At 47.6% G+C, this 14,524-nt stretch carries 10 protein-coding genes and 1 pseudogene; 6 read left to right on the forward strand and 5 right to left on the reverse strand.

Annotated features, from left to right (window positions below; translation table 11 throughout):
- Positions 1-6: 6 nt before the first annotated feature.
- Complete coding sequence (locus tag ACK5NH_RS06175; RefSeq protein WP_416918380.1) at positions 7-1,518, reverse strand: inorganic triphosphatase; 1,512 nt, start codon at positions 1,516-1,518, stop codon at positions 7-9.
- A gap of 231 nt (positions 1,519-1,749) precedes the next feature.
- Between ACK5NH_RS06175 and ACK5NH_RS06180 the strand changes: the two genes are divergently transcribed.
- From ACK5NH_RS06180 to putA, 4 genes are all read left to right on the forward strand, one after another.
- Complete coding sequence (locus tag ACK5NH_RS06180; protein ID WP_011623862.1) at positions 1,750-2,430, forward strand: TIGR00153 family protein; 681 nt, start codon at positions 1,750-1,752, stop codon at positions 2,428-2,430.
- Positions 2,431-2,455: 25 nt separating this feature from the next.
- Positions 2,456-3,745 carry an inorganic phosphate transporter gene (locus ACK5NH_RS06185; RefSeq protein WP_416918382.1) on the forward strand — a complete coding sequence of 430 codons (1,290 nt, stop codon included), beginning with the start codon at positions 2,456-2,458 and terminating at the stop codon, positions 3,743-3,745.
- Between the two features lie 195 nt (positions 3,746-3,940).
- The gene (locus tag ACK5NH_RS06190; protein ID WP_416918400.1) at positions 3,941-4,489 is read left to right on the forward strand and encodes a TIGR04211 family SH3 domain-containing protein; all 549 of its coding nucleotides are present in this window, start codon (positions 3,941-3,943) and stop codon (positions 4,487-4,489) included.
- Positions 4,490-4,747: 258 nt separating this feature from the next.
- A complete protein-coding gene (gene putA / locus ACK5NH_RS06195) occupies positions 4,748-7,942 on the forward strand; it encodes a bifunctional proline dehydrogenase/L-glutamate gamma-semialdehyde dehydrogenase PutA (RefSeq protein WP_416918384.1) in 3,195 nt (1,064 codons plus the stop codon).
- A 400-nt stretch (positions 7,943-8,342) separates the two neighbouring features.
- Here putA and ACK5NH_RS06200 read toward each other — a convergent pair whose 3' ends face one another.
- Positions 8,343-10,016 carry an AIPR family protein gene (locus ACK5NH_RS06200; protein WP_416918386.1) on the reverse strand — a complete coding sequence of 558 codons (1,674 nt, stop codon included), beginning with the start codon at positions 10,014-10,016 and terminating at the stop codon, positions 8,343-8,345.
- 711 nt (positions 10,017-10,727) lie between these two features.
- Between ACK5NH_RS06200 and ACK5NH_RS06205 the strand changes: the two genes are divergently transcribed.
- Positions 10,728-11,462: a DUF599 domain-containing protein gene (locus ACK5NH_RS06205; protein ID WP_416918388.1), complete on the forward strand. Its 735-nt coding sequence runs from the start codon at positions 10,728-10,730 to the stop codon at positions 11,460-11,462.
- Positions 11,463-11,557: 95 nt separating this feature from the next.
- The gene (locus ACK5NH_RS06210; RefSeq protein WP_011623867.1) at positions 11,558-11,737 is read left to right on the forward strand and encodes a helix-turn-helix domain-containing protein; all 180 of its coding nucleotides are present in this window, start codon (positions 11,558-11,560) and stop codon (positions 11,735-11,737) included.
- A gap of 51 nt (positions 11,738-11,788) precedes the next feature.
- Here the strand turns inward: ACK5NH_RS06210 and cyaB are convergent, their stop codons facing one another.
- From cyaB to ACK5NH_RS06225, 3 genes and pseudogenes are all read right to left on the reverse strand, one after another.
- A complete protein-coding gene (gene cyaB / locus ACK5NH_RS06215; protein WP_416918402.1) occupies positions 11,789-12,394 on the reverse strand; it encodes a class IV adenylate cyclase in 606 nt (201 codons plus the stop codon).
- Between the two features lie 76 nt (positions 12,395-12,470).
- On the reverse strand, positions 12,471-14,222 hold the full coding sequence (cydC, locus tag ACK5NH_RS06220) for a heme ABC transporter ATP-binding protein/permease CydC (protein ID WP_416918390.1): 1,752 nt from the start codon (positions 14,220-14,222) through the stop codon (positions 12,471-12,473).
- Positions 14,219-14,524, reverse strand: a pseudogene (locus tag ACK5NH_RS06225) (cysteine/glutathione ABC transporter permease/ATP-binding protein CydD); the annotation flags it as partial. The gene cydC and the pseudogene ACK5NH_RS06225, both read right to left, overlap by 4 nt.

Raw genomic sequence — 14,524 nt, forward strand, 5'->3', positions numbered from 1 at the left:
TCAGTGTTACCAATAGGTCGTTTGCGTCATCGCGTTTTGTCTCGACGCCTCCATCGCAAAGAGTAAGCTTTGCTGCTTCGCCTCAAGCCAGTCGCTTAAGTCGATGCCAAGGGTTTGCACCGCCAGCGTCAATTGCTGATAACAAGCTAAGGTTCTAATCCCTAACACTAAATCCTGCCAAGGTGCCCTAAAGGCATCGCGGGATTTTGCCTCATACAAAAGCCCATACGCTTGTCCTACTTGAATACTCTCATCCAGTAACGCCGCGCACTGTAAATAATCCTCGGCTGTCATGGTCTTATCGCTAGGCATGGCCGAGAGTACCGCCTGCCATGAGGCTTCCTGCGCATGATCAGCATGCTGGGATAACCCAAGCTCTGCGGGCAGTTCGATGTTTCCCGCGCTGAGCGCCAATAGGATCTCGACAATCGCTAACTGCACTTGACCGTATTCAATACTTTGCCAGAGTGAGTCTAATCGCCCAGAGATATCCATGGCCTCAAATTGCAGCTGTAGTTGTTGCATCAAAGCTTGACGGGCGTCGTGCCGAGCCAATAAGCCCTTTTGACTACCGAGCAAGGCTGCGAGGGCCTGTGCCTCTTCGATAAACGTAAGTTGCGATTCAATCAAATTAAAGTGCCGCATCAAAGTAGCATTGGCGAGACCAAACTGGCTCAGAGTCATACGTAGTAAACGTATACAGGCGCGCATACGCCACCAAAGGGCAATCACGGTTTCGCTATCTTGCTCTTCGGCAATCATGGCTTCGAGCAACTGCCAACGTTCGAGCGCCGTTTCCAGTAATACTTGGCAAGTGGCGGTTAAGTCCTGTTGGTGAGGCTGATGAAGGTTGAGATCCTCTGGTACGGGCAGTGGCAAAAACTCGAGTGCACTTAAGGTTAACGGCTTAGATTGCCCAGCGAGTCGATAGCCTCGCTGCGCCTTACTGGCTTTGCCTAAGCGCACCGGAATCGTACTCGCCACCTGAGCCGCCAGTGTTAATAATGCGCAGGCATCTCCTGTTAATAGCTCAAATTCGAGTTCGCAGAGTGTTTCATGCTCGCCATTGGCGGTAATTTCTCCCGTATCCAAGGCAACCTCGATAAGGCTATCCCCTAGGCTCACATGCCAGGCGCGGCGATAAAAGTCGGTGTGAAATACGCAGCCGAGCTCCGCCTGCACTGCAGCTAAATTGGCATTTACAGGCCAAATACTAGCGGGAAAGAGGCTTAAATCAGGGCTATCGGCTTCAATGGTGACATTATATTCGGGACGAGAATGGATCCCGCCCACCACTTGCCCCGCCGTCTTAATTGTCTGCTCTTTGTGACCATCAAACCCGCGCACCCTTAACCCCATGTCCCATTGGCGTAATTGTAATCTGGGTGTATCAAAGTAACCGTTGCTTAAGCGACGCTTTCCCTGCGGAGTGGCGTTTGGCAGGCTATCTAACTTATTTATCAAGGATTCTTGAAACTTAGGGAGGAAAAACAGTTTTAATTCTATCTCTGCATTCATTGCGGCACCGCTCATTTTGTCATCAAAGATTCATTGATGCGTCACTTTTAGTTCATAATGTCACAAATGTGTCATAAAAATCCCGTAGGATTTGGTTTTGAAGTTGGTATATAACCCGTTAGAATAAAGCTGTGATTTTTTCTCAAAAAACACAGTTTCAATACGCGGACGCATAGGGTAACATGCGCCCGCTTTTTCCAATCATGGAACAATCTAAATAGGTAAACGGCAATGCCAGTAAACTCTATTTTGGGCGTGTTTGCAAAATCGCCAATCAAGCCTCTTCAAGAGCACATGGACAAAGTCTACGATTGCGCATCGTTACTGGTCCCCTTTTTCGAAGCCACCATCACAGGTAACTGGGATGGCGCAGTTCAACTACGCAAGCAAATCAGTTTAGCGGAAAAGCAAGGTGACTCACTCAAGCGTGAAATTCGCCTCACTCTGCCAAGCGGTTTGTTTATGCCAGTTGAGCGTACAGATCTATTGGAACTCCTCACTCAACAAGACAAAATCGCTAACAAAGCAAAAGATATCTCTGGTCGTGTTATCGGCCGTCAATTATTAATCCCTCAGGTCATGCAAGTGCCTTTCATTGCGTATCTACAACGTTGTATCGACGCAGTAGGTCTTGCAAAACAAGTCATTAACGAACTCGAAGATTTGCTTGAAGCAGGTTTCCGCGGTCGTGAAGTCGACTTAGTGGCTAAAATGATCAACGAACTCGATATCATCGAAGAAGATACTGACGATCTGCAAATTCAATTACGTCGTCAACTATTTGCATTGGAATCAGAATTGAATCCTGTCGATGTGATGTTCCTCTATAAAACGATTGAATGGGTCGGCGGTCTTGCAGATCTTGCCGAACGAGTCGGTTCGCGTCTTGAGCTTATGCTGGCTCGCGTTTAATAAATAAGGTTATCAAGGTATCAATATGGTTGATGCAGGTATGGAGGTGGCTAACGTCTTAGCCACTAATGGGCCGTGGCTTATTGCCATTGCGGCTGTGTTTGGTTTTCTAATGGCGTGGGGCATTGGTGCAAACGATGTGGCCAATGCGATGGGTACCTCTGTTGGTTCTAACGCCATTACGATTAAGCAAGCGATTATTATCGCTATGATCTTCGAATTTGCAGGTGCTTTTTTGGCCGGCGGCGAAGTGACCAGTACAATCCGTAACGGTATTATTGATTCAAGTTATTTTACCCAAACCCCGGAATTGCTGGTATACGGCATGATTGGCTCGCTGTTAGCCGCAGGGATTTGGTTAGTTGTCGCATCAGCCTTAGGCTGGCCAGTATCGACCACTCACTCTATCGTGGGCGCGATTATCGGCTTTGCGGCTGTGGGTGTAGGCACTGAGTCTGTCGCTTGGGAAAAAGTAGGTGGTATCGTTGGCTCTTGGGTCATTACCCCTGCAATCTCTGGCTTTATGGCTTTCATTCTGTTCCAAAGCACACAAAAACTGATTTTCAACACTGATAACCCACTCGCTAACGCGAAACGCTATGTGCCTTTCTACATGGCATTTGCGGGCTTTATGATGTCATTAGTAACGATCCTTAAGGGTTTATCACACGTTGGCATTCATTTAAAAGGCGCCGAAGCTTATATGCTGGCGGGTGTGATTGCACTGATTGTGGGTATCATAGGTAAAGTATTTATTTCTCGTTTAAAAATGGATGAGAATGCCACACACAAAACAATGTACGCTAACGTTGAAAAAGTGTTTGCCATCCTGATGGTGCTGACCGCCTGTTGTATGGCGTTCGCCCACGGTTCAAACGACGTAGCTAACGCGATTGGTCCATTAGCTGCGGTCGTGTCTGTGGTTAACAGTGGTGGTCAAATTGCATCTAAGTCAGCGTTAGTTTGGTGGATCCTGCCTTTAGGTGCCGTGGGTATCGTGATGGGTCTGGCGATTTTCGGTCAGCGTGTGATGCAAACCATTGGAAAAAACATCACTCACTTAACCCCAAGCCGTGGTTTTGCTGCCGAATTAGCCGCAGCCTCTACTGTAGTTATTGCTTCTGGTACTGGTTTACCTATCTCTACTACCCAAACCTTAGTCGGTGCGGTATTAGGTGTGGGTATGGCCCGAGGTATTGCGGCAATCAATATTGGTGTAGTGCGTAACATCGTTGTGTCTTGGGTGGTAACCTTACCTGCGGGTGCGGGTCTGTCGATCATCTTCTTCTTTATGATTAAAGGTATCTTTAACTAAGAAGCCCAAGGTGACTATGGCAAGCTTGCCGTAGAAACGCACAAAACACACAGGAATCGCTAGCATGGATGCGGCAAAGTTGAGGGAAGTCTATGACTTCCCTCTTGCATTGCAGGCCTCAAATCCCTAGCATGTGGTCACTATTTCGTTGATGAGAATACAAAAGTGTTAAGAATGCTGACTCTGGTGGGAATGATGTTACTCTCCCCCAACCTGCTGGCCGAAGGCCAACCCCGCTATATCTCGGATAACGTGTTTCTTTATATTCTCAATGGCCCGAGTACAGACTACCGTATCTTAGGCTCAATTGAAGCGGGACAACCTATTACGTTACTGGGCGAAACCCAAGGCGATTACTCGAAAATTGTCGACCACAAGGGTCGCGAAGGCTGGGTACCGACTAACATGATTAGTTCTACCACCAGTTTTCGCGAGCAAGTATCGTCACTCACTAGTGAACTAACTGAAGCCAAAGCTAAACTGGACGAAGTGATGAGTTCAACCGATAACCATGCCGATGAAGTGGCCGAGCTTAAAGCCAAGCTGACTGAAGCCGAAGCTATGCTTAACAAAACCACCCAAGAACGTGACAGTTTGAAAGTGGCCGTGGATCGCAGCGCTCAAGAAGCGCAATTCGCCCTATGGCGTGAAGGTGGTTTGATAGCCGCAGCCGGTTTAGTGGTGGGGGTGATTTTGGTGTATCTGCCGAGACCGCAGCGCCGCAATAAAAAGCGTTGGATGTAAATTTTTACGCCAATCACCTGAAAGTAAAATCAAAAGCCAGTGTTTTCAAACACTGGCTTTTTTGTCAATTGAGCGTTACATCTGGCGCGTAACAAGCTAATCAAACAATCTTCACATTCTTTCACGCTATAGTGTTGTCCGTCACATTTTGGTTGTATAATCTGCGCGCGCAAAGCTTCATATTGTATACAAAATATCAAATGCGTTTCGCGCCCCCCATTTTTGTTTCAACAATAGAGCCGAAAACAACTGGCCAAGATGGAAGCGAGTACTATGTTCAAAGCGAGTGAAGTGCTGGCAGGCCGCTACGATTCTGCCAATCTCGACGAACTGTTCAAAGCCGTCACCGACAACTACATTGTCGATGAAGAACAATACTTGTCAGAGCTAATCAAACTAGTGCCCTCCAGTGATGAAGCCATCGAGCGCGTCACTCGTCGTGCCCACGAACTAGTCAACAAAGTTCGTCAATTCGATAAGAAAGGTTTAATGGTTGGCATCGACGCCTTCCTGCAGCAATACAGCTTAGAAACACAGGAAGGGATTATCCTGATGTGTTTAGCCGAAGCCCTGCTGCGTATTCCCGATGCGGCCACTGCCGACGCCTTGATTGAAGATAAGCTCTCAGGCGCGAAGTGGGATGAACACTTAAGCAAGAGCGATTCGGTACTGGTTAACGCCTCCACTTGGGGCCTAATGCTCACTGGCAAAATCGTCAAACTCGATAAAAAAATCGATGGTACGCCAAGCAACCTGTTAAGCCGTTTAGTGAATCGTTTAGGTGAGCCTGTGATCCGCCAAGCCATGATGGCGGCGATGAAGATCATGGGTAAGCAGTTCGTTCTCGGCCGCACCATGAAAGAAGCACTCAAGAACAGCGAAGACAAGCGTAAATTAGGTTACACCCACTCCTACGACATGCTGGGTGAAGCCGCGTTGACGCGTAAAGATGCCGAAAAATACTTTAACGATTATGCCAATGCGATTACCGAGTTAGGAGCACAAAGCTATAACGAAAACGAATCTCCACGCCCAACGATTTCTATCAAGCTGTCGGCACTGCACCCACGTTACGAAGTCGCTAACGAAGACCGTGTACTGACCGAGCTGTATGACACAGTTATTCGCTTAATTAAGTTAGCCCGTGGCTTAAATATCGGTATTTCTATCGACGCCGAAGAAGTTGACCGCCTCGAACTGTCGCTCAAACTGTTCCAAAAACTGTTTAATTCTGAGGCCACTAAGGGTTGGGGCTTACTCGGTATCGTAGTGCAAGCTTACTCTAAGCGCGCCCTGCCTGTGCTGGTATGGTTAACCCGCCTAGCGAAAGAGCAAGGCGATGAAATTCCGGTTCGCTTAGTGAAAGGCGCTTACTGGGATAGCGAGCTGAAATGGGCACAACAAGCTGGTGAAGCTGCATACCCACTCTACACCCGCAAAGCTGGTACCGACGTATCTTACTTAGCCTGTGCGCGTTACCTGTTATCTGACGCCACCCGCGGCGCGATTTACCCACAATTTGCAAGCCACAACGCGCAAACGGTTGCCGCGATTTCTGATATGGCGGGCGATCGTAACCACGAATTCCAACGCCTACACGGCATGGGACAAGAGCTGTACGACACTATTCTGTCGGAAGCGGGCGCGAAAGCGGTACGTATCTACGCCCCTATCGGTGCCCATAAAGATCTACTGCCCTACTTAGTGCGTCGCCTACTGGAAAACGGTGCGAACACCTCCTTCGTACACAAGCTGGTCGACCCTAAAACCCCTATCGAGTCTTTAGTGGTTCACCCACTGAAAACCCTGACAGGCTACAAAACCCTGGCTAACAACAAAATCGTTTTACCTACCGACATCTTCGGTAGCGATCGCAAAAATTCCAAGGGACTCAATATGAACATCATTTCAGAAGCAGAGCCATTCTTCGCGGCCTTAGACAAATTCAAATCGACGCAGTGGCAAGCGGGCCCTCTGGTTAATGGTCAAACCTTAACTGGCGAGCACAAAACCGTGGTGAGCCCATTCGATACCACCCAGACCGTAGGTCAAGTGGCCTTTGCTGACAAAGCGGCTATCGAACAAGCTGTCGCCTCTGCCGATGCGGCGTTTGCGACTTGGACTCGCACTCCGGTTGAAGTGCGCGCCTCAGCCCTGCAAAAGCTTGCGGATCTGTTAGAAGAAAACCGTGAAGAACTGATTGCTCTTTGTACCCGTGAAGCGGGCAAGAGCATTCAAGACGGTATCGACGAAGTGCGTGAAGCCGTAGACTTCTGCCGCTACTACGCGGTGCAAGCTAAGAAGCTGATGTCAAAACCTGAACTGCTCCCAGGCCCAACGGGTGAGTTAAACGAACTCTTCCTTCAAGGTCGCGGTGTGTTCGTGTGTATCAGCCCATGGAACTTCCCATTGGCTATCTTCTTAGGCCAAGTATCGGCAGCCCTCGCTGCAGGTAACACTGTCGTAGCTAAACCTGCAGAGCAAACTTCTATCATTGGTTACCGCGCAGTGCAGCTCGCACACCAAGCGGGTATTCCAACGGACGTGCTGCAATATCTACCCGGCACAGGCGCGACCGTAGGTAACGCGCTGACGGCTGATGAGCGCATCGGCGGCGTATGTTTTACCGGTTCAACTGGCACCGCCAAACTCATCAACCGCACACTCGCAAACCGTGAAGGCGCCATCATTCCGTTAATCGCCGAAACCGGTGGTCAAAATGCTATGGTGGTTGACTCTACTTCTCAGCCAGAACAAGTGGTTAACGATGTGGTGTCATCATCCTTCACCAGTGCGGGTCAACGCTGCTCGGCGCTGCGTGTACTCTTCCTGCAGGAAGATATTGCAGACCGCGTAATCGATGTACTCCAAGGTGCGATGGATGAGCTAGTGATTGGCAATCCAAGTTCAGTGAAAACCGACGTGGGCCCAGTTATCGATGCGACCGCGAAGGCTAACCTTGACGCCCATATCGACCACATCAAGCAAGTGGGTAAGTTGATCAAACAAATGTCTCTGCCAGCGGGTACCGAGAATGGCCACTTTGTGTCGCCAACTGCCGTTGAAATCGATTCAATCAAAGTGCTTGAAAAAGAACACTTTGGTCCAATCCTGCACGTGATCCGTTACAAGGCATCTGAACTTGCCCATGTGATCGATGAAATCAACAGCACAGGCTTTGGCTTAACCTTAGGTATCCACAGCCGTAACGAAGGCCATGCCCTCGAAGTAGCTGACAAGGTTAACGTAGGTAACGTGTACATCAACCGTAACCAAATCGGCGCAGTCGTTGGCGTACAACCTTTCGGCGGCCAAGGTCTGTCTGGCACAGGTCCAAAAGCCGGTGGTCCACACTACTTAACTCGTTTCGTGACTGAAAAGACACGCACTAACAACATCACCGCCATCGGTGGTAACGCGACTCTGTTGTCACTGGGTGATAGCGACGCCTAAGTCCTAAAGACTTATTGATAAACGAAAGCCAGACTCTGTCTGGCTTTTTTATTGGGTAATGAATGCTTATACCTAAATTCAATGAGAGAAATGAGCTAAGGAATCAGTGGCTCGACTATAAACTTTCGTGGTCTTGGTGTCGGTAGTTAATCCGAAAAGAGTTACGCCCCGTTTTTGCTTACATACATGCATCGATAAACTTATCTAATCAATGATTAAGCACCGTCATTTCAGTGACACGCAGCAATGCTCGACCGTGACATCCATGTCACGGACGGTCACTTCCATGTCAATGCTTAATCCTGCTAACCACTGAGTATCCTGTTAGCTTGAACATGCCTCAATTTTGCCTTTTCGTTGCAAAATTTAATAATGGGTGTCTCAGTAAATTAGCAATTTATTAGCTCAGAATCTTAGCAACAAGAGCTGACCCTTTTGCAACTTGGTCAGTTGCTCCCAATTCATTAAACTCTGCAAGTACTTGTTTAAGTGAGTTATTAAGTATTTCGTTAGATATATCTACGTTTGGTAATTCCGAAATTTTTTTCTCAATATCTTGTGAAGTACCTGCTATTTTTATACTTGCTACCATTGCAACGTAAAATTTGATATTCGTAATGACCTTTCTTTCTAACTGAATCTCGCAATTTTCCGGCTTCAGATATGTTTCAACAGCCTTCATAATTTGGATTGCTTTGAGATAAATATCAATTGGCTTATCTAAGCTAAATATTCTTCTATATTCGGCATCAGAATTAATTAATGTTGAAGGGCGAGCTCTTGCGCTGTCTGGCTTTAACAGCATAATAGCCATCATTGCTTGCGCCATGTAAGAAATACTTATGATCTTGGAAACTGGCATTCCCTGATTTTTATAAAAGTTTTTCTTTCTATCATAGTAGTAACCGTTTGACTTAAGAAAGTCTTCAATATTTCTATGGATGTCATCAGAGCTTCTTAATGAGGCTGGTGGAATAGCTGTTTGACTGTTTGTGGCTCGTATGATTCTGTCTCTAGCCTCTTCATCCTCTTCACATATCACTCTTACAAGCACCGCTCTTTCATCACCCTCGTGATTACCCAACTGCGAGAAGTATTGATATATTTCATGTGATGTCTGCAGCCCATTAACAATTTGAGGATCTTCAATTGTAAGTTGCTTTCCTGCCATTACTGCTTTAGGAGTGATAATAGTTACGCCATTATTCAAATACCAAAAATTTTCTGAGTCCCTATTTTCAAGTGTCTTCCGTATGCCAGTATTGACTACAACGCTACCTTGATAGTCTCTAACATTTGATTCGAATATGCTGCGTGCCAACGCCCCTGAATCAGATATAAACTCGTAGTATTTAGACAGACTCACTAGACATAGATAACTACCAGCGGTTGTGCCAATTGGTGATTCCGCAACCTCAAGTATTCTCGAAGTAGACGGCACATTTCTTGTCATCTCAAGAAGTTTAGATGCTCCAATAAACTCAAATGAAAAATCTGCCCCACCAAACATTTTGACAATATCTTCCTGCAGCTTTTGCACTTTACCTGACACATTATGGTGAACCTCATCACCTTGAGTAGCATAAAAATATCGTATTTCAATTTTTGGAAATGTCTTTGCTAACTTTGCATATGAATCTCTAAAAAGCTTAACCTTATCGATCAAATCAGCGTTGTAGCGAGCTGCATAATCGTCTGGATTATTTGCTAAGTTGAATAAATCCTGTGCTGACTCCCTGAATTTGATTACAGCATCTTCTTTAAAGGAGGCAGAAGTCTTCGATTGAATTATAATCAGTTCAATGTGGTTCTTTCTCTGATTGGTATTTATTGGCGTATCTTCTTTTAATGGCTCACCATTTATAAATGTATAGATTGAATCTATTCCACCATCCCCACCGTCACCCACTATTCCGTATGAAATATCATCGTAACTAAGATCATAATTCTTTAATATTTCTGATGCCGAATATATTTCAAAATACTCTGAAACGGTCAGTTCGTCACCAGATTCAGCACATCGTTCCTTGATTATCTGCTCAAGAATTATCTGATCATTTGTCTTTTGAGCCATTTTTTATTCCTTAGTAATTTGATACTTATTTGCCTTCAAAGTGCCAATATTTTATTACGTACACACACGCAAAAAGTTAACTAATTTTATTGAAAAGAACTTATCAGCTTTCGTCTAAATAAACCATCCGGGAAAGCGAGTTTGCCATTTTTCACATCAAAAGATGGGACACGCATAACTCTTTTGGGACTAACAGTCCGGCACTGAAATCACAGAGTTCCCCCTCCCCTCGGAGTTGCCGCAGGGCATTTGCGTTTGTTGCGTGAGCGAGGCATGGATGCCGAGATAGCGTCAGTCGAATCAGGGACGAGCGTCTGACGCGATAGCATAAGAACGCTAAATGCCCAAGGGGCTTTCAACTCCGTTAGGGGCGTCTTGGAGAATCCAAGGAGGATAGGACGAGCAGTCCTCCTTGGTCGGGTGTGGGGTGAAGCCCCACGACGTTGATTCACCTCAGCCGCAGGCCATGATTCGAAATTCGTGACACAACACCTACACATTCTTCTCACTCACTTACCTGACATGAATTTACCTCAAAACTGAGTCTCACTAAGTAAGAGGTTTCAAAGCCAATGTGAGCGGCTTCAAATTGTGAATAGGCGAGATTTGAAAGCGATATGAGGGGATTGCGCCTAAGAGATAAAAACCTTCATAATCGCCATTCAATCAACCGATTTTTTACTTTCTCAAAGTCACTTTCTCAAGGCAACTATGACATTCTCGCTATTAGATATTTCTGCATTAACGTGGTTTATCGTTTCTTGGGCTGGCTATACCGCTTTTGCCCGACGTAAGGCGAAGGATACCGACTGTATTGCCCGTGGCCTGCATAAGCACCGAATTTACTGGATGCTCGAGCTGATGACTCGAGGCGTGCGGGTTGGCGATGCGGCGTTATTAGCGAACCTTGAACGCAATATTGCCTTTTTTGCCTCGACTACGCTGTTCGTGCTTGCGGGGGTATTAACCTTATTTGCCCAGGTTGAACGCCTCGAGGCCGTGATTGCCACTATTCCCTATGCGACGCCACCAAATCATTCATTGGTACAAGTTAAATTAGCGTTATTAGTGGTCATTTTTGTGATGGCATTTTTCCAATTTACCTGGTCGATGCGCCAATATGGCTTTGTGAATGTGATGATAGGCGCAGGCCCCATGGATATCGAAGGCGCCAACGACAACCTCAAAGCCTACGCGCGGCAAATGGCGACAGTGCAAGACCAAGCCGCCCATTCCTATAACTATGGTCTGCGGGCGTACTACTTTTCGATGGCCGTGCTCTGCTGGTTTGTGCACCCGATACTGTTTATTTTGGCTAGCCTGTTTGTGGTGGTCACCCTGTATCGCCGCGAATTTAAATCCCGCGCCGTAATAGCCATTACCGCCGCCAAGGCACATTTAGGCAGCGAATATCAGGTGCGAGAAACCCAGCGCCAATCCAAGTAGTCCCCAGCCAACCTAAGACTGTGCCAGCCAAAGCGCAGTCTTATTCTTGTTCTATACTCATTGGGTTAATCACCAATCAATAATGGGAGTGAGCCATGAGTGATAATCTGTTAACTGTGGATGAAGTGTGCAAGTTGCTGGATAAGAGTCCGGCAACGATTAAACGCTATGCGCGGGAAAACCTACTCAGCAGCGTGAAAGACGGTGAAGAATTGCGATTCCCCGAAGAAGAGGTCAAACGTTACTTAGCCTTTTCGCAGCGCTTAGGAAGATAAGCCGCCGCGCCTTGTATCGATTCATCCCCAAATGGACTTGGGATGCCTCGCTTATCCTTGTATAGCCATCTGTAATTGTCTGTAAGATAACAACTCCCGCTGAGATTCCTCTAGCCCAAGCTCTGCGGCTAAAGCGAGGAGCTGCGCCTCATAGATTGGCAGCTTAGCTTCATCATTAGTCATAATAGCAAGCTCGGCAAAGTCACCTAAGCCTTCGAGCCAATCAAGCGTTAAGTGAAATTCCCCAAGAAAATACACGCTGCGGCGTTTTTTAATCTCAAGCACACATTGATAGCCTAAAGTCCGCAGCATACTTTTGGCCTTGTTGGCATCCGTGATATTAACCGCCTCACAGCGGTCTTTTTCGGGCCCTTTCACAATCCACAGCATGATGCCTGAGGGCTGCATCTCGCGAATACACAGGCTTTTATGCTCCGCCGCTAAAGAGGCTATAGGTGAATCAAAATAGCAGTCATGCTCAAGATTATCCTCAAGCATCACCTCGAGTGATTTAGCACTTAAGCGCGCCCAAAAGGCCTCACGGTCCGTGAGTCGATACTTAAGCTCTACCTCAAACTTACCGTTAAAATGGGCGTTAATTTGCGGAGCGAATTCTTTTGCTGCCAATTCTTTTAGTGCCAATTCTTTTGGCGCCATGTCTGCTGGCATTGGGTTATTCATATAAAGGCTTCACTCCTGCTGCGCGTATTTCTCACCCATTCGACATCCCGACTCAAGCTAAGCGACGATAGAGCGCCTGATAGGCGGGGCTAGTTTGAAGTAACTGCTGATGATCGCCCGATGCCACAATTTGCCCCTCGGCGAGGAGGTGAATTTGGTCCATCTTGGCCATCGCCGTTAATCGATGGCTGATCATTAGCAGGGTTTTATCCTTTGCAAATTCAAGCAGTAAACTTAAGATTTCCCGCTCGGTGCGCTTATCTAAGCCCTCGGTTGGCTCATCTAACAGTAATAAAGGCGCATCACGCAGCAATGCCCTTGCCACGCCAATACGGCGCTGCTCACCGCCCGATAACTGCCGACCCCCCTCACCAATCCACATATCGAGAGGCTTGTCGCCTTTAAGTAATTCGCCTAAACCAACCTGCTGTAATACTTGGATAAAACGCTCGTCATTGGCGGTACGCTTTTGCCCTTCTGGCACAGGCAAGGCAATGGCAAGGTTCTCCCGCAGTGTGCCCGCGTACAGGTAAATCCGCTGGCTCACGACTGTCATCGCCGATCTTAAGGCGGCCTCGCTATAGTCCGTCAGCGGCTGACCATCGAGACAAATTTGGCCACGCTGCGCCTGCCATTCACGGGTGATTAAGGACAATAAACTGGATTTGCCACAGCCAGTGGCGCCCAATAACGCCACCTTTTGCCCAGGCTGTACCGTTAAGGATAAGCCCTGCAGTATGCTTTGGTTATCGTGGTAACCAAAATAGATATCCGTCATCTGCAGCCCGCCCGATGTCGCCTTAAGCGTTGAATCTTCGCTAAAACGAATATCGCTTTCCTGCTCGGTGATTTCGTGAATTCGTGTTGCCGCCAGCACGCAGCCCGACAAATGTTGGAAAGCGCCCGCGATTGGCATCATCATTTCGACGCAGGCCATAGTGGCAAACACCATCAAGGCAAACATGGGGCCGGGAGGCACGGCATCACCCACGCCATTGGCGGCTAAAAATAGCATCATGATGAGTGCCGAGCCCATCGCGAGGATCAGCATGGCTTGGCTCAAGGCGGTGATATTTGCCATCGCCCCTTGGCTGGCAAATAACGCCTGCTCGGCCTCATTAAGCTTTTGTCTGTATCTGTCATTCGCACCAAATAGACTCAGCTCTGCTTGGCCCTGCAGCATCTCAAGCAACTGCACCCGATATTGGCGTTTGGTCTCCAGCATATTGCGACTTGGCTCGTGCCCAAGCCGATAAAACAGCAGAGGTAGCAGCAACCAAACCACAATCAAAAACAGGCATAAACTTAAGGCCAGCTTGGCATCAAACCATGCGAGGAACAGATATAACAACGCCGTCATCAGCAAGGAAGCCGCCATCGGCGTCAACAATCTTAAATACAGATGGTCGAGCGTATCTATATCCGCCACGAGGCGATTGAGCATATCCGCGCGGCGCAGCCCTTGCAGATTTTTAGCGCTAAGTGGGAAGAGTTTTCGCCACGCCCAAACTCTGAGTTCAGTCAGTAATTTAAAGGTCGCCTCATGGGTCGCGAGACGTTCACCGTAACGACTGGCCGTTCGCGCGATAGAAAGGAAACGCACGCCACCGGCGGGAGTAAAAAAGTTAAAGGATTGGGAGCCAATAACCGTTAATCCCGCCACCGCCGTCGCCGATAAAAACCAGCCCGACAGCGACAATAAACCAATCCCCGCCATGAGTGTGGTTAGGGTGAGCACAAGTCCAACGGCCATCATTAACCATTGGTGGGAGAACAACCGGATAAAGGGAAGGAGTATTTTCATTGTGCGGCTCCTTCGGTTGTCCCTAACGCGATATCGCTGTGGTTATCGGGCATGGGTGATTCCAGCCCAATATCGGCTACTGATTCAGTATTTTCATGCAACATGGTTTGGAATAATCCCGCCTCAGTTGACAGCGTCGCAAAATCCCCCCGCTGAACTATCTCGCCTTTATCGAGCACTAGGATGGACGACATATGGTCCAGCTGATCGACTCTGTGGGTCACCATAATCCCCATCTTACCCGCCATCGCCGCTTTTAAGGTGAGGCTGACGAGTTGCTCGCTGACGCTGTCTAAACTCGC

The sequence above is a fragment of the Shewanella sp. genome (assembly GCF_047975355.1).
Lineage (GTDB): Bacteria > Pseudomonadota > Gammaproteobacteria > Enterobacterales > Shewanellaceae > Shewanella.

Excerpts from the sequence above, each read along its gene's own strand:
- ACK5NH_RS06185 (WP_416918382.1), top strand. The coding sequence starts at position 2,456 with ATGGTTGATGCAGGTATGGAGGTGGCTAACGTCTTAGCCACTAATGGG.
- cydC (WP_416918390.1), bottom strand. The coding sequence starts at position 14,222 with ATGAAAATACTCCTTCCCTTTATCCGGTTGTTCTCCCACCAATGGTTA.
- putA (WP_416918384.1), top strand. The coding sequence starts at position 4,748 with ATGGAAGCGAGTACTATGTTCAAAGCGAGTGAAGTGCTGGCAGGCCGC.
- cyaB (WP_416918402.1), bottom strand. The coding sequence starts at position 12,394 with ATGGCGCCAAAAGAATTGGCACTAAAAGAATTGGCAGCAAAAGAATTC.
- ACK5NH_RS06210 (WP_011623867.1), top strand. The coding sequence starts at position 11,558 with ATGAGTGATAATCTGTTAACTGTGGATGAAGTGTGCAAGTTGCTGGAT.
- ACK5NH_RS06205 (WP_416918388.1), top strand. The coding sequence starts at position 10,728 with ATGACATTCTCGCTATTAGATATTTCTGCATTAACGTGGTTTATCGTT.
- ACK5NH_RS06200 (WP_416918386.1), bottom strand. The coding sequence starts at position 10,016 with ATGGCTCAAAAGACAAATGATCAGATAATTCTTGAGCAGATAATCAAG.
- ACK5NH_RS06190 (WP_416918400.1), top strand. The coding sequence starts at position 3,941 with ATGTTACTCTCCCCCAACCTGCTGGCCGAAGGCCAACCCCGCTATATC.
- ACK5NH_RS06180 (WP_011623862.1), top strand. The coding sequence starts at position 1,750 with ATGCCAGTAAACTCTATTTTGGGCGTGTTTGCAAAATCGCCAATCAAG.
- ACK5NH_RS06175 (WP_416918380.1), bottom strand. The coding sequence starts at position 1,518 with ATGAATGCAGAGATAGAATTAAAACTGTTTTTCCTCCCTAAGTTTCAA.